Genomic DNA, 26,260 nt, shown 5'->3' with positions numbered 1-26,260 from the left:
TTACATTAGACGATGGCGAGGAGATTCATGATGGTACGAAGAGAGAAATGGGTAGCATTATTGAGCTATACCGCGGTACTCTCCCTATTGACGACAAGTGGGATCGTTGCTGCATCCCCCGCGAAGGCAGTTTCCCAAAAAGTAGAAGTATCGACTGGTACGACGGGCAATACCGAGGTGAAGCTACAGGCTTGCAGTCAAGATGATGCGAAAGCGGATGTTTCGGACACAACGATGAAGTCCTGGAAACCATTGGAGAATAGGCCGGTACTGGAAGGGATTACTGCCATTGCAACAGGCGTAATTTTTGATGAAGCAGGCTATGGGTGGAGGCCAGGCATTTCGTATGCCTTTACAGGGGATGGGCAAGTGTGGAAATGGGGCTATCAATCAGACAAAAAGTATGAACCGCACAAGCTAGCAGGGATCAAAGATGCCAAACAAGTCATGACGGATTATGTCCTCACGGGCACCGGTGAAGTCTGGCAGATCGATGAGAAGAAAGCACCAGAAAAACTGGCCGGTCTGGATAAAATCAAGAACATTCAGCAGCTCGACCTTCATGAAGGTGTACTCTTTTTACTAAAAGAAGATGGTACGGTACTGAAATGGGAAGAAGGAGCGAAAGCAGCAGAGAAGGTGACGAAGCTATCGCATATCCGTGACATGTATAGCTCAGCCTTTTCCTTATTTCTAGTAGATGACCAAGGGAAGCTTCTTTATCTCGATGGCAAAACCGGAGAGCTGAACACAGAAAATCTGCAGGTAATGGATATCCCAGGGAAAGTAAAACAGGTAGCCGTCGATTACACGGATCGCGCCTTGATCCAAACAGAAAAGGGCGAAGTGTATAGCTACAATACAAAAGAAAACGAAAAAGTAGTACGTGCCGCTCATGCAGATGGTGCCACGCGGATGGCAGTTGGCGGAGAAGGATTGTACTTGGTCGTAAAAGCGGACGGAACTGTTTGGGGCTGGGGACATAATACACATGGAATGCTCGGAGTGAATCTGGAAAATGAGCTAGAGGAGCCTGTCAAAATAGCAGGTCTTGCCGATATTACAGACGTACAAGCGGGCACCGACCATGTGATTGCTCTCGATAAAAAAGGAAACGTCTATTCATTTGGCAGCAATATGACAGGACAGCTGGGACGAATCCCTGTTACGTTTGACAAATGGACAGAATTGGGCGAATTACGTGATGTAAAACAGGTAGTAACTGAGCTGGATCGACCGTACTTCGTTCGTAAGGATGGTTCTGTATGGAGTTTTGGCGCGGATCGAATGCCATATGAAGTGAAAGGACCTACGAAAGTAAAAACATTGGATAGCATCCTGGATTCTCCGGTTACCTTGAATGAGAACGGACAAATCCAGTTGTGGAGCAGTGGATTTAGCAGCTGCGAAACATTGGCGTTGCCTTCTCGGATCAAGGATTTCGTTGGTGGGGAGGAGCATCTCTTGTTGCGTACGGAAGATGACAAATTCCTGACTGTAGAATTCAGCTATGATTCCGCCGAACGCGGAGGGGTCTATGTCATCACGAACTTGCGCCCACAAAAAGTGGAAACTCTTAAGATAGATTCAAAATTGGCAGCGGATGTGACCAAGCTTTATGCCAATCTTTATACGTTTTTTGCTGTGACGAAAAATGGTCAGGTATTGTACGCAGAACGGAAGAATGATGAGCCGTTCACTTCATTTGCACCAATAGCTGGTTTGGAAGGAATTCGGGAGCTTGCACCTGAGTATTTTGTCCGTTATACAAAGGATATCGCACCAGTTTGGGCGATCAACGGAGCAGGCAAGGTTCAGGAAATTCAGGCTTACCCTGAGAGCGAAGGAAATGACGCAGGAGCTATCAAAGTGAAGCTGGAATCCAAAACGGAAGAAGGCATTGCCATGATGAGCGGACGTTTGCGGATTACCAAGGATGGGCAAATCTTCGAACATGAATGGGAAACGCTTAAAAAGCAAAAAGTGGCTGCACCTGTTAAACTAATTTCTTCTTCGTACGACTATGCGATCGAAGGACCAGGCTCGCACTACCATGTGCTGGTCACCGAAAATGATAAGATCGTATTGATTGGGGATAATCCATACGGAAAAGGTGAGCGACAACCAGATATGGTGAGACAATAAAAGACTGGAAGAAACGGCACAGTGGGAGCATTCATTTCCACTGTGCTTCTTTTTTGCCGTTTTTTGCGCATGCATCATTTGTTATGGTTCATCGTTTTAGCACGTCTCATGATTCCTGTGCTACCGGAGAGTTCATTTAGCCTCTTTACCTGGATTTCCTTGGCAAGTAACGGGATATCGGTCACCCCGCCGCTCTCTTCCTCTATCGAGCCAGAAGTGACATAAAGTGACGTTTAAAGAATGAAAAACGGAGGTGCAACAGCAATTGGTAGCTGCTCTGGTAAAGGAAAAGGCGATTGATCTGAAAAAATAGCGGGAACATTTAGAGTCTGCACATAAATCGTGCAGACTCTTTCCTTTTACCTGAGGGGGCAGTATTCATCATTGTCATGGATAAACATGGAGGACAATGTAGAATTATGTCGAATGAATATTTATGAATAAGCTTGAGCCTATACGTACGTTGGTTCTATGGAAAGGGAGAATCTATGTAAATGCAGAAGTCATCAAATCCGTCCAAGGAAAACAGCGTTACATGCCGCCAACCGTCGATTTCGCCGGCAGACGATTCTGCACGGATTTTAATAGAAGGAAACACCGAAGTTATCGCACAAATGAACATGATTAACTTGACGGAAGAGGATTTGCAGCTAATCGCAGCGTTTCGCCCTGTCATTGAGACTGAAATTGAGCAGATTACTTCTTCTTTTTATGATTCGATTCTCCATGTGGACTCTTTGAAACAAATTGTGATGGAGCATACAACCGTGGAACGTTTACGTCAAATCATACAGAATCATTTAATCGAATTGTTTGACGGACGGATCGATCCTGCCTTCATTGAAAAACGCATGAGGATTGCGATGGTTCATCAAAAAATCGGGCTTCCTCCCAAGTGGTACATAGGTTCTTTTCAAAACCTGTTAGGCACACTTATGCGAATTATCGATGATCGGAAAGAAGTTTATCCTGACTCAAAAAAACTGGCACAAGCCATTACAAAGCTGCTCAGCTTTGAGCAGCAATTGGTCCTGGAGGCATATGAAGACCAGACACGTATGTTGGAGCAGCGCACCAAGTCAATGATTGAATACCAGGCGTTTCACGATGATTTAACCGGCTTGCCGAACAGAAGGAAGCTTCATCAAGCCTTGCAAGAGGCAATTGTTAGCAATAGCGAACGGGGTACGCGATTTGCGGTGCTTGTACTGGACATCGATTGTTTTAAAATGATCAATGACTCTCTGGGCCATACGTACGGGGATCGTTTTTTGCAAGAAGTGGGTGATCGGATCAAAAAAAGCGCGGAAGGATTCGATGTCACGATTGCCCGTATGGGTGGTGATGAGTTCACAATGATCTGCCAAAATGTTGAAAGTGTTCATGAGTTTTCGACATTGGCTGATCGGGTGGTTAAGGAAATGGAGATCCCCTATTTCGTGCAAGGAAAAGATTATTACGTCTCGGCGAGTATTGGTGTAGCCGTGTATCCCGATCACGGATGCTGTGAGGAGCACTTGCTCAAAAATGCTGATGCTGCCATGTACGAAGTGAAGAAAAACGGGAAAAACGGATTTCGTTTTTTACCAATGAGCTCGATGACCAAGTGTTGATGCGAATGGAACTGGAGAGGGATTTGAGAAAAGCGACCCGATAAAAGGAATCCTGTCACCAGGTGTGTTCATCCCCATCGCGGAGGAAACGGGCTTGATCTTTGAGATTGGCACGTGGACATTGAAGGAAGCAATCTTCATGCCGGTGCGTGAACGTTTTGATCATCCTCTGTAAAGCATTTCTAAACAGTCGATGGAATCATTTTGAAATTATTGATACAATGATGAGAGTCCCTTCGGGGGCTATTTTTTTAAGGAGGGTTTTTCCGATGAAGAACATTACGTTCATCAAACATGTCTATGAAAAGCAACTGGGGGGTGAAATCTACTATGAACCCTAGTATTTTGAATGGCACCAGAAATCATCTGATCAACCAGCTTGTCTTTTTTGACGAGCAGTATTCACTCTTTTACGATCAATATGTACGGAACTACGGAAAAGAAAAGCAAGCCATCGATGAGATTGTCGAGCGTTACAAGCAAACACTAGAAAGCCTTTTGGCAAAAGAAGATACTGCACTCTTTCAATCGCTTAAAGCAATTAGTTTATTAGGTAGCAGTGTAAAAGTGCTATTTGAAGAAGATCAATTTGAGGAGTCATTTACTGTAGTTTATCCCACAGACATTGACCCGGATAACAACAGAATTTCATTCTTATCGCCCATAGGCAGGCAACTGCTGCTAGCGTCTCCAGACGATTCTGTTGTGCTGGAAAGTCCGGTTGGCAGGCAACAGGTGCAGGTTCGGGAGATAAGCTTTACATATATGGGGGGATTCTCGTCACCTTAGAAATCTACCCATCGCATCGATCATATGAGAAGACACTAACATGATGTTAGTGTCTTTTTTTTGTCCATTCTAGTAAATTGCAAGAAAAGTAAGCCGTGCGTACAGGAGGAAAGACGATGAAAATAATTGCCTGCCCAACGTGTGAGCAAGACGTGCAATGGGATATGAATCGCCTGCAGAAGCTGGAGGAGCGGTGGGTGATAGCTTGCGAAAAATGCGGCGACCAGTTGTTCAACGTGTCAGAGGAAGAAAAGGAAATGATTCTTGAAGGCATGCGATTGACGGAAGCGTATGTACCAGATATCATCAATGCTTATCCGATTGCTATTCCTCGTAATTAAACTGCCATTCGATACCAAATCGATCGACGACACTTCCATAGCATTTGCTCCATAACGCCTCTTGCAGTTCCATTCTGACCGTCCCGCCCTCTTTTAATAGAGCGAGCGAATGTCCTCAACACGAAAATAGATGAGCAAAAATAATTCAAGAGTCACGGAAAAATGAGTCCAAAGACGCTAGCGATTTATTGGTGTCTTTTTCTATTTATTCAGGTAAAATTTAGTCGAACGATATTTCTGAAAAATAGAGTGAGAAGAAGGGATTTCATGATTGTTTTTGGGATGATGATTTGCATTTGGTTGTTATCACTTTGGTTGCAGCCGATCCTACAACCTTATGTGGAGGCTTTTCTGCTCTTTTTTTATGGGGACAGATATGAAGCGTACATTCCTTATGAAATGACAGCCTTACATTATGTGGTGAATGCCATGACACTTGGTTTCATCCTTGGCCTGCCACTTGAAATCAAATACAAAAGGGCAAAATCAAAAGCGCTCAAGAAGCTCAAGTTTCTTGAAAGCCTCGAGTCCGAGAATATCCTGTTTATTCTTTCCCTTGCGCGTGATCAGCAGGGTTATGTGACGGCAGCGGATATCGCGTCCCAATCTGCTCTTACCATACAAAGAGCGCAAGATATTTTAAATAAGCTTCAAAAAGATGGTTTCGCTGACCTAAGTGTAACCGAGAAGGGTGACATTCTCTATTATTTCGCGGGCTTTACTGAAGGTGAGGAATGAGCGACGAATGAATAAATTTTTAGGTAGCTTGGTGATTCTTTTTGTTATTGGCGTTTTTCTCATACTTGCTTTGCTTACTGGTTATTTTGTCATTGATGGCATCTATCAAATCTTAGACAACACAATCTTTTTAGCAATCTTCATGAGTCTCATTTCTATTGGTTACGCGGTCTTCTACTTGGAAGGCAAGAGGCTGGCCAAAAAGCAAATGCAACGAACACAGCAAGCACTTGCAATGACTGTCGCCAATCGTAATCATGGAGTCGTCTCTGCTGCATCATTTGCTCTGGAATCGCAGTTACCGCTATCGCGGTGTGAACAAATTCTGAGAGAAATGGAACAACGAAAGGTTCTGAGCACGTCCTCCATGCCTGGCAAGATGACCGTGTATCAGTTGGATGATCACGTATACGGACATATGCCTTATGAAAGTGGAGACAACGAGGAGGCTGATGATGAGGAAACACAACAGATGGAACGAACGCAGCGCATACGCAAAAAAAGAATCGTTCGTGCTGTATTCATTACAGTCATCGGCACATTGGTTGTGATCTCCGAAGAACAGATCGTAGTAAACATGAGAGAGTATCTCTCTGCTGCAATGGCTGCACTTATCTTTCTCGTTTTGATCGGACGTTACCTATTGTCCTCCCATCGAAAAGAGGATCAACGGCATTCGGAACACGATGTTCTGACGTATGTCATGGATAATGAAGGGGAACTCAATCCGAAAGAGATTCCTTATTATACGGATGAAAGCTATCAATCGATGGAGCCCACGATCGATAAATGGCACAAAAGCAACTACTGCTCGATTACGTATCAAGAAGATGGTGGAATCATCTATCTCTTTCCGAATTATACGGATGAGTCGGAAGTGTACGAATACGACGATGATTATGATTCGATCCCTGCATGGATCGATAAAAGGTCGAGATTTCTGCTGTTTTGCTGTTTAGCATTTGTCTTCAGCTATGTAGGCGGATATGCCCTAGTACATTGGAACAGCCTTATCTTCATTCTCGCTTGTACCATCATAGGTGGGATCTACGGTCATTTTGCCCTCTCACAAAAACCGGAGCTAGAGAGAATGGAGCGAATCGCACTGCAAGTAGCGACGAAGAAGGGCGGTGCTTTAGCAGTTTACGAGCTGGCTTACAATGCCAGGATCACCATGGATGAAGCAGCAGCGTTATTAGAAAAATGGGAGCAAACGAACATTGCGAGAAAAGTGTACTCGGAGGAAGGCGCGCCAGTTTACATGGTGAGTGGCCTGGTTTCTAAAGAACAAAGACTACGGTCGGAGCATGTTTGAATACACTCCCATAATCTGCACATACTACCAACACTGAATCGATCACAACCAGAGGTGAATAGCAATGGCACGTTCGAATTCCTTGGTGTATGGACAAGCTCGTGCAGCACTTGACCAATTAAAATACGAGATCGCTGCTGAATTTGGAGTCGAGTTGGGTGCAGATACGTCGGCACGCCAAAATGGCTCAGTTGGTGGAGAGATGACGAAGCGTTTGGTACAATACGCGGAACAGCAAATGTTTCGCCTGTAATCCCTCCTTGTGAGGGATTTTTCTTTCGCTTACATTTGACCGAGATATGGCGTATAGTTAGGGGAGAGCGACGAGACAGTCGCAAGGAACGAAGAACAGCAATAGGGGGATTCTTGGCTTGAATAGCGACAATTTGCACAACTGTTTGTTTTTCACTTCCAATCGATTATCCCGTGTGATTACGAAAATGGCGGAAGAATCCTTCCAGCGTTATGGATTTTCTCCTACTCATGCGTATCTCATGTTGGCTGTAAACGAAAAGGAGAAGGTGACCCCGACCCAATTAGCGCAAATTCTTCATATGACACCATCAACGATTACGCGTTTTGTCGATAAGCTGGTTGGAAAAGGATTTCTGGAGCGAGAAGTAGAGGGGAAAAACATCTTCGTTTTACCTACGAAAAAAGGGCGAGAAGCTCAGGCGAACATAGAAGAAGCCATTACAGATATGTACAAAAACTATGTGGCATTGCTTGGAGAAGCTCAGGCAAAATCAGTCACACAGATGATTCACGAGACAGTCGAAATGCTGGAAAAGAACGAGTCGGAGTCTTAATTCCAGCATTTGTAAGGAGCGGGATAGTTGACAGTGCTCTGTCCTTCTGTTAATTTGTATGTACAAACAAATAACATTTGGAGGAATTTCATGAAAACTCTCGTCATCGCAGTACACCCTACTATGTCTCAATCTCGTATCAATAAAGCATGGAAGGAAAGGATGCAAAAAGAAGAAAGCGTTACGGTTCACGATTTATACGCTGCCTATCCCGATTTCCAGATAGATGTTGAACAAGAGCAAAAGCTGATGCAAGAGCACGATCGTATCGTCTTTCAATTTCCGCTTTACTGGTACAGCACACCAGCCCTTTTGAAACAGTGGCAGGATGCTGTGTTGACGTATGGTTGGGCTTACGGATCTGGAGGAAACAAGCTGCATGGAAAAGAGCTTCTCCTCGCGATTTCTACGGGCGGACCTGAGGAAGCTTATCAGCGTGAAGGATACAACTACTATTCCATCAGCGAACTGATCAAACCGCTGCATGCGATGGCGAATTTAACGGGATTGAAATTCTTGAAACCATTCTTGTTCCAAGGGGTATTGGGAGTTTCAGATGAGCAAATTCAGCAGAGTGCAGAAGAATATGTGGCTCATGCACTGAACGCTTCCATGGAGCCGGTAGGAAAATAGTCAGACACGAGAGACGATGAGAAAGTTTTCATCGTCTTTTTTGTATTGCTTGAAGTGGTTCTGGGTGCCCCAGCAAAAATCCTTGACCAACAGGTACCCCAAGTGCCAAAGCGACAGATAAGTCCTCCGGCTCCTCGATTCCTTCCAGTACAAGCTGCGTTTGATCCTGGCAGTATTGGACGAAAAGTGAGACGAGCTTTTGCTTATTCGGCAGGGAGGACAATTGCTTACCGAAGTACCTGTCGAGCTTAACGATATCTGGTTCATACTCCACGATCTTTTTTAATGACGCGGCGCCCGAGCCGACATCATCTAATGCGATCAGGAATCCATGCTGACGCAACTCACGTATTTTTTGCCCCAACAATCTTATCTCCCACATCTTGTCTTCTTCATTGGCCTCGTTGATTTCCAAGACAATTTGACTGTTCCACGATCCAAACAAGCCCTCGGTAATAAACGATAGGAAAGCAGGGTTCAACAACGTAGAAGGAAACACATTGATGAACAAGAGCGGGACATGGTCGTGAAAAGGCACACTTGTAAAGTATGATTCAATAGCTTTTTTCATCGACAACGTATCCAATTCATACAAGTGTCCTTCTGCACGAGCCTTTCGAAAAAGAAATTCTGGTGAGTAATGTGTAGAGGAGCGAAGAAGTGCTTCGTACCCGAAAAATTGTCCTGTAGTCAAATGCACCAGGGGCTGAAAAACAGGATATGGCGGTTCCTTTGCCAATGCGACGTTCATGGAATCATATTCCTTCCTGCACCAAAGATTTGACTTGAAGCAAAATTGTTTCCTTTGGGAAAAATAAGTTGTGGATATTTTACAACATAGCGGTGTTGTTTGCAATGCAAGCTTCATACGTAATTAAATCTTGCATTAGGGAAACAAAATTGGATATGTACAAAATATTTTTCATCTTGTAAACTAGGCTTGTAACCGTCAATCAAGATTGGAGGAGATAGGAAATGGAAGCCTTTACGTTACCGGAACTGCCATATCACTATGATGAGCTGGAACCTTACCTGGATGCGAGAACGATGGAAATTCATCACGGAAAGCATCATGCAACCTATGTGGCCAACTTAAACAAGGCCCTAGAAAACGACTCGCAGTTCAGGAATGCTTCGGTCGAAGAACTAATCAGTAACTTAGAGGATATCCCGGAAGACATTCGCATGGCAGTTCGAAATCATGGGGGCGGGCATTATGGACACAGCTTGTATTGGTCGATCATGAGTCCGACTGGCGGCGGGAAACCAACAGGGGATATTGCGAAAGGAATCGATAAGTATTTCGGAAGTTTTGAGGAAATGAAGGATGAATTGACAAAAGCAGCTGTCAGTCGTTTCGGATCAGGATGGGGATGGCTCGTCGTCAATGGAGACAAGTTGGAAGTGACGAGCACGTCCAATCAGGATACTCCTTTTATGGAGAAGAAAACGCCCATATTGGTCGTAGATGTGTGGGAGCATGCGTATTACTTGCAGTACCAAAATAAACGCCCTGATTTTGTCTCGTCGTGGTGGAATGTGGTCAACTGGGAGGAAGTCAATCGTTTGTATAACGAAGCAATCCGCTAAGGCAGGTCCATCAATGAACAGACACGCGGTCTATTTTCAAGAACAGGAAAAACGTCGGGAAATTTTGGTGTTGCTTAAGAAGCGCCGTTCGGTCGATGTCCAGGAACTGTCAAAGCATCTCGGCATAACCAAAGTCGCGGTGCGTAAGCATTTAGATGTTTTGCATAGGGAACGGTATATCGAATCTCGAATCGTTCGTCAACGAACAGGCAGACCAGCCTATGCATATCATCTAACGATTACTGCTGAACAGTTATTTCCGCGTCACTACAGCGATTTGGCTACAGAGCTGGTGGCGGGCATTCAGGATTTATACGGCGAAGCTTTCGTTGATCAATTATTTGAGAAGCGGATGGTACGGATGTTACAAAACTATCGGGAGGTAATGAGAGGACAAGGTTTTGACCAGCGAGTGAAAACGTTGGCGAGCATACAAAATGAAGAAGGATACATGCCTCACTTGGAAAAAATCAGAGATGGTTTGTATACGCTTGAAGAAGCAAATTGTCCTCTCCTACAAGTAGCCATTCGCTATCGCCAAGCATGTCAATGCGAGCTTTCCTTGTTTGAGTCGCTAGTAGACGCGCATGTAGAGCGTACGTCGTGTATGACGGAAGGACAAGTGAAATGCTGTTACCTGATAAAAGAAAAGGCTCAGCCATGAAGAATCGTAGTGAGCAAGACATCCGTTACAAAGGCGGATGTCTTTTTGTTGTTTGTTGAATTTAACCCGTATCAGGTGAGTACGTATATTTGGCCAACACTTGACTTGTTTGAAACGATTGAATTCCCATTTGTGGAGAGGATTGAGGTCGTATTTGCCGCCTTTTACTTGTTTTACCTTCTCTTCATCGGTCCATCCTCATTTGAAGCCTTCCGATCGTCATTGCATAAAGCCAGAAACAGACCGGAAAAAGATAAGCAGCCACCAAACCCATCTGTCCTCCCCACTTTTGCAGGCTATTAACCTGATAAAAGGTTGTTTCGATTCTTCTCTCGATCATGCTGGTAACTCCGATTGGGTTGGGCAAATATGCTCGTGCCTATGCCTATGCCTATGACGAATGGAAGAAAGTGGAGGATGACTGGGGCAGGGTATTTTCCAAAGCAAAGGTAACGATTCATCCTGAGGTCAAGATTATAAGTGTTGGAGTGTTAAAAAAGTAAAGGACAACGGCTTTCGCGGTTTTTTCGGGAGAGGGTTGTTCTTTTTTGTCATGGGAAGACGAATTGTTAAGCGAAAGGGCAAGTGTCTATACAACCAGACGGGCGATCACGTATGGATAAAGGGAGGAATATTTAAATGGAATGGAGTGAGGACATGCCGAACGACAAAAAAAATCCTAAGAATAGAAGACCAATTCTTAACCAGCGCGGCGCTTTGCAAAAGTCGAGAGCATCACTTCCGCTCCTCTTTGTCGCACCGAAGGAACAGAAGCAGCTTCAGGAAGCTGCCGTGGATAAGCAGAAAGTGTATCGCTCCAAGAAACCAAAGCGGAAACGAAACCAGGCACCTCAGGCTCCGGTGAATCAGACAGCTACCGAACAACTCTCTCCGCAGTCCGTTACTCCCACCTCCATGGATGCCAAGGATCTTACGCAAGAAAACAACAGTGCTCAAGAAGAACTGATTCAAGCAAAAGTAGTCTACGTGGAACGTACGGGTCAATCGTTCATGCAAGTTGCTTTCCTAGAAGAAATTTGGGAAGTAGAGTGGGTCCATTCCTTACGTGTGCCTTGGAAGCTTGATTGGAAAGAGGTGGAATACCAAAGTAAGATCGATGTTCAGCACGTTCGCCACGATGATAGCAAAAAAATTGTTTGGCTGTCAGGTGAGTTGGAAATCATGGGTTTGGGAGTCATTGTCCATTCGGAAAAATTAGAGCATGAAACGATTCGTATTCCATTTAACTCGACAGTATTACGACCATCCTTACCGATAGCAAATGTAGGAACAAATGCAATTCTCCTCACAGCACCAGCTTGTCCGATGAATAGATGGGTAGAGACGGGGGACTGGCAAATCAACATCACGGCAGATCCGCTTACTCATTCGCAATCAGGATGGAAGGAGTTCAGCGGCTTAGCAACCATTAGCGGTCGTGTATGGTGGTATCGGAAGCAGCTGGTTCCCGTTCCGCCTCCATACATAACGAAAAAGGTAAACAATCTTTTCTAGAAAAAAGGGCAGATAACGCTTGGCATCAGCCAAGTCGTTATTGAATCTAGTCCATATAATGTAAAGAGAGTTAGGTGGCTGATAAAGGAGAGAGTAAAAATGGGTATACATGGCGATGGCTGTAAATGTGGCCAAACTCAAGTTACGAAAAATAGCTGCACGGTAGAAAACGCACGTATGTTCGGAATGGCTTCAACCGAAACCACTTTTCCTAAAACGATTAAAGTACCTGTAACGTTGGCAGAAACGGCTGCTGTCGTATGTGTGGAGGCTAATGTCCATTTGGAGAGGCCTGCACTTGAGATCGTTCGGGTATTAAAGAGTGTCATTCTGGAGCAATGTGAGCTGGTTCCCACATTCAGCCCGTTGTCTGCAAAGTTGTTTGTCAGTGGTTTTATTCGCAAACATATCGAGTACACCACAGTCGATCAAGTAACGGGAACTGCTGTATGCGGTGATGTACGACATACAACAGCGCTGATACCATTCGATTTCTGTACGGATCTGACCTTTCCGGCTACAGGACCGACTTTGCAACTGGCACCAGATTTCGAGTCACACGGAGAATACTTGAATAAATCAGGTCATGCGGCAAAGATTAACGTAGGTTTGTTCGGCAACCGAAAAGTTTACAACGAGAGACCGTTTTGTGAGCTGTTATTCGCGGAATTCACCGAATTAGACATCGGTTTGGAAAATAAGCGGTGCAAAGACACAACCAAAACATTCTCGACCGTCCGTGAAAAAATCGTCCTGCGCATTGGTCTGAAGGTTTTGCAAGATCAACAAGTTCCGATTCCAACAACACCACCACCAAAACCGACATTTCCGCCACCTTGTCCTCCTAAGAAAAAATGGTAGTACACAACAACACAAAATCTATGAGACTGTCCAGAAGCGAAACTGCACTGGATTGTCTCTTTTTTTTATTCAAATTGAAGAAAGCGATTACACAATACAGCTTGGGACTGATAGAAAATACATCTTTGGAACAAATTGCTTTTACCGTAACCTTTGCACAATGGGTGTCAGAAAACTGGCAGCCCTTTATTCAACCGTGAGAGGAGTTCTTGGAACCAAGAACGAAATAGAGGTTTCGGCTTCCGACAAGGGTTGTCAAACAGACAATCCTTTTTTCTGATTGACTCTGTACGTAACTACAGCCTTTATCATAACGATTGAGGAGGAAAATATGGATGGGTTGACCATAAAGCATTATGCTGTTCCAAATGCGAGGTCGTCATACATAACAAGCTGGAACAGAGCGTCGAAGGCGAATTTGAAGAGAAAACGAAGGCATATGGGATTGAAGCATTGCCAGCGGTGATGATGGATGGAAAAGTAGTCGATATGGCAAGAGTGAATGCTGGGCTAAACATATAAAAGATAGCCCTACACCTTGCAAAAGTAAGTTAGGTGAAGGCTATCTTTTTTTCAGAACTTCGTGCTGATGTCGCTCACTAGGAAATAGCATAATTTGAAAGGAGAAATGATCATGACAATAAGACGGGGAATAGATATAATGCATAAATTTGGAAAATTAACAATTTTATGATCTTTCATCTTATGCATTTAACTATATAATTACATAAAAACCAAATGTTACCAGGAGGGGTTTTATGAAAAAATTCTCATTTTTTCTTCTTATTATCTTATTTTTCACATCTATCTTTATAACTCCAGATCTTACCTATGCCAAACGATTGCCTATAGCTCAAAACAATATAACAAAATTGGTTATTCATTCTTCAATCAACAAACTTACGATTCGAGGCACTCCTAATACTAGCTCTATAGATGCTAATTTAACAACTATAAATAATCCTGATAATATAGACTTTAACTTAACTCAGGATAAGGAGATCGCATATTTATCAATAAATCGAAAAGTTGAAAAAAAAGAAAAAATAGATTTATTAATTACTTTGCCGCCTAGCTTACATATCGAAATTATTGATAAAAAAAGCATCCTGGAATTATATGATCTTTCTGGAGAAATATCTATTACTGATAATGAAGAAGACATTTATATTGAAAATACAAGTAATTTATCAATAAAAGACAAATCAGGGAATATAAAAGTCAATAATAGTAACCTCTTGGATGCTCCAAGCTCAAATCAAATAGTAGATATAGAGGATGGCTCTGGTAGTATTGACTTAAGCAATATTAATAGTTCCATAAGAATAGTAGATAGATCCGGCGATGTTCATGTTAGCAGAGTCCATGGTAATGTTGAGATTACAAATGATGCTGGTGATATAAATGTTAAAAATGTGAAACAAAAAGTCATTATTGATGATGGATCCGGTGATATAAATGTAGAAAGAGTCGGGGACTTAATTCTTAAAGAAACTGGATCTGGAAACATAACCTATGACAAAGAACTACCTATCCCTTCCCCCTCCCTTAGACTTAGTTCAATGAGTAATAGGTATGAGGGCATTTATATACAAAAAGATGGTGGTGAAAAAACGCCATTTCATTCACCATCACCAATTGATATAGAACCGAATTCAAACGTAGTAATTTCTATTTCAAACTATAAAAATTCAACATTTGATAATTTTCATTTTGATACAGACTCAAGTTCACTTATCCCTAGTTTAATTAGAAATATAGGGGAAGGCGCCTCAGTTACTATAAATATTGATAATAGCGCCAATGTAGAACTTTTAAATACTCTTATTGTAGGAGAAAAAAACTACGATGAAAATGATAATATTATTGAAGATACATCTTCTATAGAGCCAGCTTTCATTAAAGATTTAATAATTGGGACGATTGCTTCTAAAAGTAGTGTAAACGTAAATATCAATAATTCAGCAAATGTTACTTTAGCTAATAATGACTCTACATTACATATTGGGGGTGGAAGTTTGATTGAAAGTGTTATAAACGTACTTTCTGATTCAGGTTCCACAACTATTAACTCTGAAGAGATTAATGTGAATATTACGAATAGCGCTAACGTAAAATCAAAATCAGGTACAGATATGGGAATAGTTAGAATATATAAAGGGCAATTCATTAATGAAATTATCGATGGTAGAGTGATTTCGAATAGTAAAATAAATCTCAATATTGAAAATTCTAGCAACGTATCATCAAAATCAATTACCATTATTGATGGTGAATTAATCGATGAATTAATTGACTCTGAAGACATTAACTCTAGTGCAATTGAAGTGAAATTTGTTGATACTGGAAACGTTAATGCACTGACTAAGGTAGAAGTAAAAGATGGTGAACTTATTGATGAACTGCTTGATATGGAGAATATTTACACTTCAACTATAAATGTGAATTTATTAAGGACTTCAAATGTTACTAGTCCCATATTATCTGTTTATGAAGGTGAGTTAATTGATGAAACCTTAGATGGTGAGGGATATTATACTTCAAATATTCTAATAGATTTTAATGATTCTTCAAATTTTTATGGAAAACAGTTGTTTATTGAAGAAGGTGAACTAGTTGACGAGGTAATCGATAGTGAAATTTCTAATGCTTCTACAATAAAAATAAATCTGAACAATACTAGTAATATAGATTGTGAAGAATTAAAAATTATCGAAGGTGAACTTATTGATGAAACGGTGGATATTGAGGATGATTTTACCCATACAGTTATGGATCTTACCATGACCTCATCAGCTAAAGTTTCTGGAAATAAACTTGAAATTATTGGTGGCGAATTAGTTGATGAGATAGTAGATGCAGCTAATGGTATACGAAGTAGCGTTAATATTTCTATAAATGATACAGGAAATTTTGACAAAAAGGGGTCTCAACTTAGCGAGGTTCTCATAACAGATGGTGAATTAATGGATGAAATTTTAGATGTAAGTGAGTCTATTTCTATATCAACTGGAAATGTAAATATTGAATCAACAGGAAATGTCACTTCTGATAAAGTTATCCTTACAGCTAGCCAATTAATGGATGAAATAGTTGATGGACCTTATGTCGGGGGAAGTACGCTTAATGTAAATGCTACCAATTCAGCTAACGCAAAGACACCTTCGTTAACCCTTCTAGGTGATAGTACTTTACTACCTCCCATTGATATTGATTCTATAGAACGATCAAATATTATGTATCATGTAAAAAATTCTGGAGTTCACATATAATCCTCTCGCATCAAGGGACTCGGTTTATTATTCAATTACCTTATTGATCCAGCGGGAGCGACAAACAAAATCCGTTTCGGGGCATAAACTCTCCGTTCTTAGGTAGTAGCGTTCACGCATTTCTTTTACGATTTTTATAAAAAGCGTGCGCTTTGGAAGGAGAAGGATGTGCGATGTTTCGAATCCGTTTCAGTATATTTTTGAGTGTATTTGTCGCGATGGTGGGGTTGATGATTATTGCCCCCGTAATGCCGCCGCTTATCCGTGAATTAGGACTCAGTGAAATTCACTCTGGCATCATTATTTCACTCGGTTCTATTGCAATGGCTGTGATGGCACCTGTCTGGGGGCGGTTAAGCGATCTGAGAGGAAGGAAAGCCGTCATTGTCATTGGTTTCCTCGGTATGTTTGTGAGTTATGTCTTGTTCACAGCGACCATGTATGCAGGATTATCGCAGGGAATAAGCGGTGGGCTTCTCATTGTATTGCTTATTGTGGCACGCGGATTGATCGGTATGTTTATCCCGGCAGTTCCATCTGCCGCGCAGGCGTATATAGCGGATGTAACGAGCGAAAATGGTAGAGCGGCAGGAATGGCCTTAATCGGTGCAGCCAATGGGATGGGTCTCGTTCTGGGTCCAGCGATTGCTGCAGCCTTTGCGCTGATCGGTCTGATTTGGCCGTTATACATTGGTGCACTGTTGCCGCTAGTCGCATTAGGCATCGTGTGCTTCTTGATTCCGGCTCAAAAACCCATTATTCACGAAAAACCTCCCAAGGTGAATCCTTTTCAAAAAGGTCTCCCCTTATATTTGTTTGCCGGTTTGGCAACCATGCTCAGCATTATCACATTACAAGTCGTTGGAGGATTTTATTTTCAGGATCAGCTGTCTTTGACAACAAAGGAAACCGCCAGAATGTTATCAGTAGGACTTATGATTTCTGGCGTAGCGATGATTGTCACACAAGGACTGCAAATGAAAAATCCAAAATGGCAACCAAGATCGCTCATTCTTTTTGGGTCGGTGCTTTTAATAATTAGTTTGTCTCTCTTTCTTTTCTTCATCAATGTGATCGTCTATTACGTGGCATTTTTCTTGTTTGGTGTTGGAGCTGGGCTCATGATGCCAGGGTTTATGGCAGGGGCTTCCCTTGCCGTTGCGCGTGAACAGCAAGGAGGCGTTGCGGGACTTGTGGCATCGGTCCAAGGAATTTCCGCTGTAATCGCACCGATTCTCAGCACAAGTCTTTACCAGCTGAATAAGTATCTGCCTTTTGCCGTAGTAGCATTAATTGTGATGCTGATGGGGGCGACATTGCTTTTCGTCAAAAGCAGGTCAAAAATCAACGAAAATACAATCATAGATTCGTAATCAAAAACGATATGGATACCCTGACATTCTGGCATATAATTGGGATAGCATTCTCATACAGGGAGGTCCTTTGCTGCGTGAAAATAAGCGAATTATCCCAATTAACCAATGTCAGTACCCGGTCGATCCGCCATTATGAAGAAAAGGGCTTGCTAAAGGCAGAACGACTGGAAAATGATTACCGCCATTTCACTGAGTCAGCAGTCAAGCGCGTCAAGATGATTCAACTGTACTTGAAGCTGGGGTTAACGGCGTATGAAATCAGAACGTTGTTCAGAGGGGAAGTTGCATCTCCCGACGATTACGAATATTGCGAGGAAATGCTGGCGACTTACGAACAAAAGCTCAGCAGAGTGAACGAACAGATTGAGGCACTTCAGGAGTGGAAGAAAACGCTAGAGAGGCAAATATCAATTACACGTGGTAAAAAGGTTACGAGCTAGTTCATAGTCACGGCCCCGAAGCGATCAGCTGCTCCGGGGCCGTCTTTTTACAAAGCATGCAAGTTCTGACCGATGCCACCATCCACAGTTAGCCGCGCACCAGTCGTAAAGGTAGCGTCAAAGGCGAGGAAAAGCACCGCTTTCGCCACTTCTTCTGATGAACCATGACGTTTCATTGGTGTAACCTTATCGCCAAGCTCTTGGAAGGTAGCGCGTTCTGCATCCGTGAAACCGGCAACTCCCATGGAAGGCGTATCAATGAAACCGGGACTTACGACATTGACGCGAACACCCTTGTCTAGCAGCTCCACCGCAAACACGGAGGCCAAGGAACGCAATGCCGCTTTGGATGCACTGTATACGCTCATGCCGGGGTATCCGCCTTCATCTGCTACGGAAGATGTAAATACGATCGAACCTCCTTCATGAATGAGCGGCACCAATCGCTGAACGGTGAAAAATGCCCCTTTCGTATTTACCTCAAAAATCCGATCGTAGGTCTCCTCAGTGACTTCCAAAAACGGTTCCAGAATGGAAGTGCCTGCATTCACATGGAGAAAATCGATCTTGCCAAAATGCTTTTCAACATAATCTCCGAATGCTTGTACATCCTTCATACTCGATACATCAGACACCACAACATGTGCCTGTTCACCCAGCTCACGCTTTGCTTCTTCCACATTTTTCGGATTGCGACCAGAGACGATAACCTCGGCGCCGCCTGCCTGCAATGCTTTTGCCACGGCCAAGCCCATACCATGTGTACCTCCAGTTACGACTGCTTTTTTCCCTGTATAGTTGTTCATTTTTGTTCCTCCTTGAGTGAATGAGTTATCTTTCTGCATGTAGTCTAAACGTTCACGCTAATGTGAAGGTCAAGGAAAAAAAGAGCGTTTCACTCGTTGGCTGTAATTGACATTATCTGGAGTAGCTCTTTAATTAAATTTGACCTACCGTCAGTCATTAAGGTTGTTTGCATTGACCGGCTCTTTGAATCATCTGCTAACGACTTCAAAGGCTCCTCATTTTGTGCAAATGCATGCAGGGCCGATAGAAGAGGATATTTTGAAAAAGTTTGTATCCGAGAACCATCTTGTCCAGGAACACCGGATTGCAGAAGTCTTTGGCATTGATGACTCGAATGTATACTTGGGAACGAAAAAGAAGTCTTGCTTTATTTCTATTTCGGCATTCCCGACAATGGAGACTTTATGGGTGAAGCCAAAATAATCGTAGATGGACGAGAAATATATCAGTTAAACGAACAATCTGTTGCGTCCATTTTGTGGAATGTCCCAGGACTAGCTTAGAGTTATGCGGTTATCTCCAATTTTGGAAGACTAGAGGAGCTATCAACTTTCCTACGATGATTAGGAGAATGTCCAACGTAGAAAGTGAGATTTGGCGTGTGTATTTAACTTCATCACGACGCCATCGCGGACGATGCAAACACTTCGACTCAATGGTATCAGCATCGAGTTAGCGGGAGGGGTTGTTTCGTTCGTCTTACGGAAAAATTCCACCCTTATCCATCGTTAAGCCGACCAGTCCACCATTCTTCTCATGGCATACGATACCATAACTGTTTATTAGAGGGGAGGGTATCGTATGCCAAATGGTTGCAACGAAATCGCAAGCGGGCTGTGTTCCGAAGCGGAAGGAATAAGCACAGTCGCGAGTGGTGAAGGCTCCCACGCCGAGGGAGTCAACACCACAGCCAGCGGTAAAGGATCGCATGCGGAAGGATTCAAAACTACGACAAGCAATTTCGCAGCTCATGCAGAAGGGATCGGAGGAACGGCAAGCGGACTAGCGGCTCATGCGGAAGGATTCAACACGACAGCAAGTGGAGATGAGTCGCATGCGGAAGGGAAAGGGACGATCGCAAGCGGACTGATTTCTCATACAGAGGGGCTCCTAACAACAGCAACTCAACTGGCTGCCCATGCGGAAGGGATATCCACCGCGGCGAGTGGACGCGCTTCACATGCAGAAGGTGAAGGAAACACCGCTAGTGGAAGCGCTTCCCACGTAGAGGGCGGTGGTGTAGATCAATTGGGTAATCCTGCTCCTAACCTTGCAAGTGGTCAAAGTGCTCATGCAGAAGGGGTTGGAACAATCGCAAGTGGGTTTGCGTCTCATGCCGAAGGAGGAACTTTAAGTATCTTATCGAGGCCAGGCCCACAGGCGTTAGGGGATTTTTCCCATGCGGAGGGTCGTGAGACAGAAGCCAGCGGAGATGCATCCCATTCGGAAGGTGCTCGGGCAATTGCTAGTGGATTTGCATCCCATGCCGAGGGGCTTTTTACAGTGGCGAGCGGAAATTTTTCTCACGCAGAGGGTTCTAATACAGAGGCCATTGGATTAGGATCCCATGCGGAGGGTTCTGGTACAGAGGCGAGTGGATTTGCATCCCATGCCGAGGGCTCTGTGACAGAGGCCAGTGGAATAGCATCCCATGCGGAGGGTGTGACTACTGAGGCGAGTGGATTTGCGTCGCATGCCGAGGGTGTTTCTACAAATGCTAGCGGATTTGCGTCGCATGCAGAGGGTAATTTCGCAGATGCCATAGGTTTTTTTTCTCATGCGGAAGGTGATGGGACAGATGCTATTGGAAATGCGTCCCATGCAGAGGGTTCTGGTACAGTGGCGAGCGGAAATTTTTCCCATACGGAGGGTTTTCATACAAATGCCAGTGGAATTGCATCGCATGCGGAGGGTGTTTCTACAAATGCCACAGGATTTGCGTCCCATGCGGAGGGTAATTTTACAAATGCCACAGGATTTTCGTCCCATGCAGAGGGGAATTTTGCAGATGCCATCGGCAGTTTTTCTCATGCAGAGGGTGATGGGACAGATGCCACTGGAGTTGCGTCCCATGCAGAGGGTTCTGGCACAGTGGCCAGTGGAAATTTGTCGCATGCGGAGGGTTTTCATTCAAATGCCATTGGATTTGCGGCCCATGCGGAGGGGAATTTCGCAGATGCCATCGGGAATTTTTCCCATGCAGAGGGTGATGGGACAGATGCCACTGGAGTTGCGTCCCACGCGGAGGGTTCTGGTACAGTGGCAAGTGGAGAGGTGTCGCATACGGAGGGTTTTCATACACTGGCCAGTGCATTTGCGTCCCATGCGGAGGGTAATTCTACGAATGCCACAGGATTTGCATCCCATGCGGAGGGTGTTAACACTCTTGCGGATGGAAACTTCTCCCATACAGAAGGTTTGGGCACATGCGCTGGCACACTTGGGGGAGTGCATGTGATGGGAGTTAATGGCGCTCCCAATCCTGCGGCGGGAGATTTGCCATTTTCCTGGTACCTCGTTAATGGAGCAGCTCCCTGTGACCCTGCAGGCGTCAAAGCCAAAATTTTAAATAACGGCAGTGCGTGTTTCGACTCTACCGTCACAGCTTCGGCATTCAATATAGCCGCCGGCGCTTGCGATTTTGCCGAGATGTTTGAGACGGCGGATGGCCTGCCGGTTGATGTGGGTTATTTTGTAAGCTTTGACGGAGAAAGTGAGACCATCCGGAAAGCCACTTCCAACGACGATTATATTCTAGGAGTGACCAGCTCCAATCCGGCAATTTTGGCGGATGTGGAAGATCCGGGGTGCAGCAAGTTCGTACTCGATGAATGGAGTCGGATCCAATACCACGAGGTTGTGATTCCGGCAGTAACCGATCAGGAAGGTACTATCATCATACCCGAACGAACAGAGCAGAGACCCAAAATCAATCCGTATTGGGATCCGAACCGGAAGTGTAAAACACGGAAAGAACTGCCCAACTGGGTGGCTATCGGTCTTATCGGAAAACTGCTTCTTCGCGACGATGGAACGTGCCGGGCGGGGGGATATTGCAAGCCGAACGACGAAGGAATGGCGACGGCATCGAGTACAGGTTATCGGGTAATGAAACGAACAGGAAAGAATCAAATCTTGATACTGTTTAATGGGAACAGAGTATAGAAGAAGATTCTGATAGGGAGATGGAAAAATGAATTCTCAAGAGAGACGCTTAGAACGGATTGAGAAGAAAAAAGAGAAGATCTCCAAAATGGAGGCGAGACTGGGAGCGATTCCCGAACCTTTGCGAGAGCAACAGATGAAGATGATCGACATGATGAAGAGCAGTATCGAAATGATCGAGAATGACATTCGCAATACAGATTATCGTTGGTATTCCAAAAATTGAACGATAGCAGACTGATGACTGGATTCATACATCTCTTCCTCTGTAGTTCCACAGCATTGCCAGTGATGCGAGATCTAAATGATGCGACTCCTTAATGAAAAGAGGTCAACTAGTAAAACTGGCTGACCTCTAATACGAATGGTTCGATATCGAATGGCTTGGTTACTTTTGGTATAATTAGAGAGGGTTAGGGATTGGGGATTCGACTACTTGAAAAAGTAAGAACGAGAACGTACGCGCCCAGCAAAGCTCGAAAAAGGGTAAGGAACTAATAGAAAAATAGATACTAGTTACAGATAAATAGTTTTGGGGGAGAAAGCTTGGAGACACATCTTACCTTGAATTTCTTGTCCGCATATGTCCACCATCATAAATACTATTTGGAGGCTTGGAGGACAAAAGGACTCTCATGGAATTGGGGAGCAGCACTTTTTGGCGTAGCATGGTTTGCCTATCGGAAGATGTATGGATGGGCGACCGTTATTTATTTGGTGAACCTCTTTGTGGGTTTTGCCTTGGGTGCCATGGCACTCGATGATGCTACTTTTAATGAAGTGTACCTACTCTTTGCATTATTTCAACGCGTGCTTTTTGGACTGATTTGCAATTTTTTATACTATGTTTCGGCTGTTCGTAAAATAAAAAAAGCTCACAGTAAAAATGCCATGCTTGATTTAGAAGATACAAGAAAGCTTGGTGGCGTTAGTATTCGCGGCGTAGTAGTGGTTGTGTTGGTCAATATTGGCTTTAGTCTGCTAGATTTACTACTCACATCGTGAAGAGAAGTTCCTCATTTGGGGAGGGGAAATCATGGGAGTAGCTTATAAGTTGCATTGTGAATGTTGCTCATACAAGCTAATTGTATACGTGGGCGTTGGGTTCAGATATGGTTATTTGAGCGAAATCGAAGAATGGTTCGAAGATCAAGCTGGCAAGGAGCGAATCCGAGAATTTATGAAGGACGATCGTACAAAGTATAACTGTTTCCATGGTCTATATGTTTGCGAAAAATGCAAATACCTGCTAAATGCCCACTATTTGCACTTGCAGTCGGACACTGATTCGTATATACAAAGCTATGATTGTCCACGATGTTCAGAGAAAATGCCATCTATACCGATTGACAAGGAGCTGGATCACGGGTATTCGCCGACTTGTCCTGAATGCGGGGAGGAAAAGTTGTCCGTGGAAGGTTTTTTGGATTGGGATTAGGGGGAGAATCATTTGATTTGTTTGGGGCAGCAATTTGCTGCGATGAACCAGATATTTAAATCGTAAAGGTGGATGCAAATGAAAAGTTGGCCAAAGACTTTCCTACAACCTGAAGCATTAAAACAGCGTCTGCATATCCTGAGCGCTCTGGATATCGTATTGTGTCAAGAGGAATGGCTGCGCAGATATCAGTTCGATCCACAATGGGATGAAAACACAAGATTCGCGAGCATTAACAACGGAGCGGGCGACGATCTTTACATCCTGTTTACCCCCGAGGGCGTTATTGTAAAAGGATTCGATCATGAATCGGAAATGAGTCCTCATGCCAGGGAAGAATACGAGGTTTGGCCTGGCATCTTTGAGCAAGTCCCTCCCGCTTTGCTTCATCGACTGGATGACGAAGCGTTGACCAGGGAGGACGTTACATTTTGCTTATGGCGAGAATCTACTGATCACGTGTGGAAAACGGGAGACATACATAATCCGCAAGGGCTAGATGATGGATCAGATTTTTTGCTTGGGATGATATATGACAGTCCAGATGACTATGTAGAGTGGGCAGAGGACTACTACGAGGTGAAGCTTCCACATGATGTAGTTGGTTACGCGTTTACAAATACTGCAATAACCAAAGAGATGATTATGGAGCTGAATCCAGAAGTTGATCTGGAAATGGTGATGAAGGAGCTTCAAGAGATCGGATTTACAGTTACGTAAAGTACACCATGCCTCATAAAAATACAATGGAAAGAAGATGACGAAATGCCAAAAGGTATGTATTCTCAAGGGGTTGCCGTCCTGTTGTCAACGGCGGTTCCGATTCACAAAATAGCAGATATGCTCAAGGATCAATTCGAAATTGCCAACATCATGGAAACGTTCGACCAATGGGTGTTCAGCGGCCCTAGCTTTCTTATTCCGTATCGTCCAGAAGTAAACGGATATATTCAGGTCGATGTCGTGGATAAGCCTTGGCCGGATAGTATGGGAGACCCGGCAGACGATACGATGCTGTTCGGCGCTTGGTCGATGGGCTTTTTCGGACCGTTTACATTCTCGAATAGCCTGGAGCGGGCAGCTCAGCAGTCGTGGGGATATCCCGAAGGGCGGCAAGCCGCATCCGAGCACGGAGCGTTTATCCGTATTCGCTCTTCTTTCGTGTTGGGAGAGTCAAACGATCAGGCTCCTGTACTGCCTGAGGATTATGAAGCGCTCCCGGAGTTGATGACTGTCACTGCCATTGCTGAGTCGCTGTTGAAAATGCCAGAAGCTCTTTGCTTTTTTAATCCGAATGGGGAGTGCCTTGCGTCTGCCGAGATGATGCAGGAGCTGAATCAACGTTATGAGCAAATACAGCTCCTTCCGCTGGAGCTGTGGTCCAATGTCCGGTTGTTCAATCTTCCAGAAGGATGGCTCTTGATGGATACCGTCGGCATGCAGCAGTTGGATGTGATCGATCATGAGGCTGTATTTAATGGGGATGCCTACGATCCGAATGAGGTCGCGAGTTTCTTGCGTAATATATCGAACTATGTATACGAGAATGGTCCTGTTATTAATGACGGCGATACAACCGATGGTCCGGGTGAAGAAATTTGGAAGTGTGTCTTGCTGGAGGAAGGGTTGGCAAGCCCTCCGCGTGATGTGCTTCGCTGGTATCCGTTGGATGGAAGGGAAAAGCCTGCGGGATTGGAATAATTGCATTATCACTTGGGAGACCAAGGGAACTTTGATAGGAAAAGCACGACGATACCCCTTGTTTAACAGGGCATTGTCGTGCTTTTATTCGTTAGATTGAGTATTTTAGAGAAGCCAGGCTCACTGTACCTACTTATTTGATAATCTCCTCATAGATCAGCTTGCCGTCATGCGTATACACGCCAATCTTTTTGGTTCCCGAGATGGTGTACTCGATGGCGACTGTCTCATTCGTAGGAGTGATCAGCAATTGATGTGGAAAGTTGAAGCTTTGATTGTTAGCTGTGTTCGCAATGATCTGGGTATCGGTATGGAACAACTGTCCCGTCTGCTTGAGCTCTTTCATTTGTTCTGGCTTATTTAGCACATATTGTTGGGGTGAGACGACTTTATCCGTTGCATTTATTTTGGTAAAGGTATATTGCTTGTTGGTTTTCGTCACAGCGAGAAAGTGACCATCGGATGTAGGGAGGATAAACGCATACTTTTTGGAAACAATGAGTCCCTTTTTATTCATCAGCACATAAAATTCTTCGTTCCCCAGCTTGCCTGAGACAACGACGGCAGGTTTCCCGGAAAGTCCGTGCCCGTAAACCATTCCCCATGTATCTGCTTGAAAGCAACATCGCAACAGGTACCCATCGGTGAAACTTTGCCCTGCTTATCGTAGACCAAATATTCCCTATGCTTAAAAAAGCTGCCATTATAAAAATAACCGTACCCATTTCGGAGGGGGTACACTTCACTTTTATAAGCGAGGTAATTGCTTTTTATTACTTTTCCAGACGGTGAAACCAATGACATGGTGTAAGGCTTTGGAGGTGAATCGTGCTTATAAAGAGGTTGCTTCGTGAAAAGAAAGAATGGCTCTGTCAAATGAGACGGGATTTGCAGGTTTTGATACACCACTGGTAATTGCGGTGGATTTAATGGGTCTTCCTGCTCTTCAGCCTTGATTGGCGAAGTAGAGAAGAAGGTGAGCAGCAGAACGAGCATGGTTTTTAATAGGGTAGAAAATTTCATGATAGAATTTCCTTTCTAGTACGTT

Annotated in this window: 29 protein-coding genes and 1 pseudogene; 25 read left to right on the top strand and 5 right to left on the bottom strand. The window is 44.0% G+C overall.

Annotated features, from left to right (window positions below; genetic code table 11):
• The first annotated feature begins 30 nt into the window (after positions 1-30).
• From ACFVS2_RS05010 to ACFVS2_RS04990, 5 genes are all read left to right on the top strand, one after another.
• Complete coding sequence (locus tag ACFVS2_RS05010; protein WP_390231702.1) at positions 31-2,145, top strand: RCC1 domain-containing protein; 2,115 nt, start codon at positions 31-33, stop codon at positions 2,143-2,145.
• Positions 2,146-2,166: 21 nt separating this feature from the next.
• The gene (locus ACFVS2_RS05005) at positions 2,167-2,370 is read left to right on the top strand and encodes a hypothetical protein (protein ID WP_390231699.1); all 204 of its coding nucleotides are present in this window, start codon (positions 2,167-2,169) and stop codon (positions 2,368-2,370) included.
• 269 nt (positions 2,371-2,639) lie between these two features.
• The gene (locus ACFVS2_RS05000) at positions 2,640-3,758 is read left to right on the top strand and encodes a diguanylate cyclase domain-containing protein (RefSeq protein WP_390231696.1); all 1,119 of its coding nucleotides are present in this window, start codon (positions 2,640-2,642) and stop codon (positions 3,756-3,758) included.
• 330 nt (positions 3,759-4,088) lie between these two features.
• Positions 4,089-4,547: a GreA/GreB family elongation factor gene (locus ACFVS2_RS04995; RefSeq protein WP_228088533.1), complete on the top strand. Its 459-nt coding sequence runs from the start codon at positions 4,089-4,091 to the stop codon at positions 4,545-4,547.
• Between the two features lie 116 nt (positions 4,548-4,663).
• On the top strand, positions 4,664-4,888 hold the full coding sequence (locus ACFVS2_RS04990; RefSeq protein ID WP_390231693.1) for a hypothetical protein: 225 nt from the start codon (positions 4,664-4,666) through the stop codon (positions 4,886-4,888).
• On the opposite strand, the pseudogene ACFVS2_RS04985 reads toward ACFVS2_RS04990, so the two are convergent.
• Positions 4,872-4,985 (bottom strand): annotated as a pseudogene (locus ACFVS2_RS04985) (VOC family protein); the annotation flags it as partial. The gene ACFVS2_RS04990 and the pseudogene ACFVS2_RS04985 sit on opposite strands and share 17 nt — an antisense overlap.
• 170 nt (positions 4,986-5,155) lie before the next feature.
• On the opposite strand from ACFVS2_RS04985, the gene ACFVS2_RS04980 reads away from it, so the two are divergent.
• From ACFVS2_RS04980 to ACFVS2_RS04960, 5 genes are all read left to right on the top strand, one after another.
• Complete coding sequence (locus ACFVS2_RS04980) at positions 5,156-5,626, top strand: MarR family transcriptional regulator (RefSeq protein WP_390231691.1); 471 nt, start codon at positions 5,156-5,158, stop codon at positions 5,624-5,626.
• 7 nt (positions 5,627-5,633) lie between these two features.
• On the top strand, positions 5,634-6,941 hold the full coding sequence (locus ACFVS2_RS04975; RefSeq protein ID WP_390231688.1) for a DNA primase: 1,308 nt from the start codon (positions 5,634-5,636) through the stop codon (positions 6,939-6,941).
• Positions 6,942-7,005: 64 nt separating this feature from the next.
• Entirely contained in the window at positions 7,006-7,194 is a 189-nt protein-coding gene (locus ACFVS2_RS04970; RefSeq protein ID WP_007729278.1) for an alpha/beta-type small acid-soluble spore protein, read from the top strand.
• 118 nt (positions 7,195-7,312) lie between these two features.
• Entirely contained in the window at positions 7,313-7,750 is a 438-nt protein-coding gene (locus ACFVS2_RS04965; RefSeq protein WP_390231684.1) for a MarR family winged helix-turn-helix transcriptional regulator, read from the top strand.
• Between the two features lie 90 nt (positions 7,751-7,840).
• Positions 7,841-8,383 (top strand): NAD(P)H-dependent oxidoreductase, encoded by a 543-nt coding sequence (locus ACFVS2_RS04960; protein ID WP_390231681.1) that lies wholly within the window; start codon positions 7,841-7,843, stop codon positions 8,381-8,383.
• A 28-nt stretch (positions 8,384-8,411) separates the two neighbouring features.
• On the opposite strand, the gene ACFVS2_RS04955 is transcribed toward ACFVS2_RS04960, so the two are convergent.
• On the bottom strand, positions 8,412-9,134 hold the full coding sequence (locus ACFVS2_RS04955; RefSeq protein WP_390231678.1) for an EAL domain-containing protein: 723 nt from the start codon (positions 9,132-9,134) through the stop codon (positions 8,412-8,414).
• A 224-nt stretch (positions 9,135-9,358) separates the two neighbouring features.
• Between ACFVS2_RS04955 and ACFVS2_RS04950 the strand changes: the two genes are divergently transcribed.
• The 9 genes from ACFVS2_RS04950 (at position 9,359) to ACFVS2_RS04910 (ending at position 18,101) form a co-directional block, all read left to right on the top strand.
• Positions 9,359-9,973, top strand: coding sequence for a superoxide dismutase (locus ACFVS2_RS04950; protein WP_390231675.1), 615 nt, complete (start codon positions 9,359-9,361; stop codon positions 9,971-9,973).
• Between the two features lie 13 nt (positions 9,974-9,986).
• Positions 9,987-10,637 carry a helix-turn-helix transcriptional regulator gene (locus ACFVS2_RS04945; RefSeq protein ID WP_390231672.1) on the top strand — a complete coding sequence of 217 codons (651 nt, stop codon included), beginning with the start codon at positions 9,987-9,989 and terminating at the stop codon, positions 10,635-10,637.
• A gap of 9 nt (positions 10,638-10,646) precedes the next feature.
• Positions 10,647-10,940, top strand: coding sequence for a GerAB/ArcD/ProY family transporter (locus ACFVS2_RS04940; RefSeq protein WP_390231669.1), 294 nt, complete (start codon positions 10,647-10,649; stop codon positions 10,938-10,940).
• Positions 10,941-10,975: 35 nt separating this feature from the next.
• Positions 10,976-11,140: a Ger(x)C family spore germination C-terminal domain-containing protein gene (locus ACFVS2_RS04935; protein WP_390231665.1), complete on the top strand. Its 165-nt coding sequence runs from the start codon at positions 10,976-10,978 to the stop codon at positions 11,138-11,140.
• A 136-nt stretch (positions 11,141-11,276) separates the two neighbouring features.
• The gene (locus tag ACFVS2_RS04930) at positions 11,277-12,152 is read left to right on the top strand and encodes a hypothetical protein (protein ID WP_390231662.1); all 876 of its coding nucleotides are present in this window, start codon (positions 11,277-11,279) and stop codon (positions 12,150-12,152) included.
• 99 nt (positions 12,153-12,251) lie between these two features.
• Positions 12,252-13,013 (top strand): CsxC family protein, encoded by a 762-nt coding sequence (locus ACFVS2_RS04925; protein ID WP_390231659.1) that lies wholly within the window; start codon positions 12,252-12,254, stop codon positions 13,011-13,013.
• Between the two features lie 758 nt (positions 13,014-13,771).
• A complete protein-coding gene (locus tag ACFVS2_RS04920; protein WP_390231656.1) occupies positions 13,772-16,285 on the top strand; it encodes a hypothetical protein in 2,514 nt (837 codons plus the stop codon).
• Between the two features lie 173 nt (positions 16,286-16,458).
• On the top strand, positions 16,459-17,658 hold the full coding sequence (locus ACFVS2_RS04915) for an MFS transporter (protein WP_390231653.1): 1,200 nt from the start codon (positions 16,459-16,461) through the stop codon (positions 17,656-17,658).
• A gap of 77 nt (positions 17,659-17,735) precedes the next feature.
• Positions 17,736-18,101 carry a MerR family transcriptional regulator gene (locus ACFVS2_RS04910; RefSeq protein WP_390231650.1) on the top strand — a complete coding sequence of 122 codons (366 nt, stop codon included), beginning with the start codon at positions 17,736-17,738 and terminating at the stop codon, positions 18,099-18,101.
• A 47-nt stretch (positions 18,102-18,148) separates the two neighbouring features.
• Here the strand turns inward: ACFVS2_RS04910 and ACFVS2_RS04905 are convergent, their stop codons facing one another.
• Positions 18,149-18,907: an SDR family oxidoreductase gene (locus tag ACFVS2_RS04905; RefSeq protein ID WP_390231648.1), complete on the bottom strand. Its 759-nt coding sequence runs from the start codon at positions 18,905-18,907 to the stop codon at positions 18,149-18,151.
• Between the two features lie 259 nt (positions 18,908-19,166).
• Between ACFVS2_RS04905 and ACFVS2_RS04900 the strand changes: the two genes are divergently transcribed.
• From ACFVS2_RS04900 to ACFVS2_RS04875, 6 genes are all read left to right on the top strand, one after another.
• Positions 19,167-19,331, top strand: a complete 165-nt coding sequence (locus ACFVS2_RS04900) for a hypothetical protein (RefSeq protein ID WP_390231646.1) — start codon at positions 19,167-19,169, stop codon at positions 19,329-19,331.
• Positions 19,332-19,709: 378 nt separating this feature from the next.
• Positions 19,710-22,073 carry a peptidase G2 autoproteolytic cleavage domain-containing protein gene (locus tag ACFVS2_RS04895; RefSeq protein WP_390231644.1) on the top strand — a complete coding sequence of 788 codons (2,364 nt, stop codon included), beginning with the start codon at positions 19,710-19,712 and terminating at the stop codon, positions 22,071-22,073.
• A gap of 28 nt (positions 22,074-22,101) precedes the next feature.
• The gene (locus ACFVS2_RS04890; protein WP_390231641.1) at positions 22,102-22,299 is read left to right on the top strand and encodes a hypothetical protein; all 198 of its coding nucleotides are present in this window, start codon (positions 22,102-22,104) and stop codon (positions 22,297-22,299) included.
• Positions 22,300-22,619: 320 nt separating this feature from the next.
• Positions 22,620-23,078, top strand: coding sequence for a DUF2628 domain-containing protein (locus ACFVS2_RS04885; protein WP_390231638.1), 459 nt, complete (start codon positions 22,620-22,622; stop codon positions 23,076-23,078).
• A 511-nt stretch (positions 23,079-23,589) separates the two neighbouring features.
• On the top strand, positions 23,590-24,231 hold the full coding sequence (locus ACFVS2_RS04880) for a hypothetical protein (protein ID WP_390231635.1): 642 nt from the start codon (positions 23,590-23,592) through the stop codon (positions 24,229-24,231).
• Positions 24,232-24,276: 45 nt separating this feature from the next.
• Positions 24,277-25,212 carry a DUF4261 domain-containing protein gene (locus tag ACFVS2_RS04875; protein WP_390231631.1) on the top strand — a complete coding sequence of 312 codons (936 nt, stop codon included), beginning with the start codon at positions 24,277-24,279 and terminating at the stop codon, positions 25,210-25,212.
• Between the two features lie 133 nt (positions 25,213-25,345).
• Here ACFVS2_RS04875 and ACFVS2_RS04870 read toward each other — a convergent pair whose 3' ends face one another.
• Both ACFVS2_RS04870 and ACFVS2_RS04865 read right to left on the bottom strand, forming a co-directional pair.
• Positions 25,346-25,729, bottom strand: coding sequence for a hypothetical protein (locus ACFVS2_RS04870; protein ID WP_390231628.1), 384 nt, complete (start codon positions 25,727-25,729; stop codon positions 25,346-25,348).
• On the bottom strand, positions 25,729-26,235 hold the full coding sequence (locus ACFVS2_RS04865) for a hypothetical protein (RefSeq protein WP_390231625.1): 507 nt from the start codon (positions 26,233-26,235) through the stop codon (positions 25,729-25,731). Before ACFVS2_RS04865 ends, ACFVS2_RS04870 begins: the two co-directional genes overlap by 1 nt.
• Positions 26,236-26,260 lie beyond the last annotated feature (25 nt).

Source organism: Brevibacillus sp. NPDC058079, assembly GCF_042885155.1.
In the GTDB taxonomy this organism is placed as follows: Bacteria; Bacillota; Bacilli; order Brevibacillales; family Brevibacillaceae; genus Brevibacillus.
The sequence above is the reverse complement of the archived record's forward strand: the minus strand, read 5'-3'. Positions and strand labels throughout refer to the sequence as shown.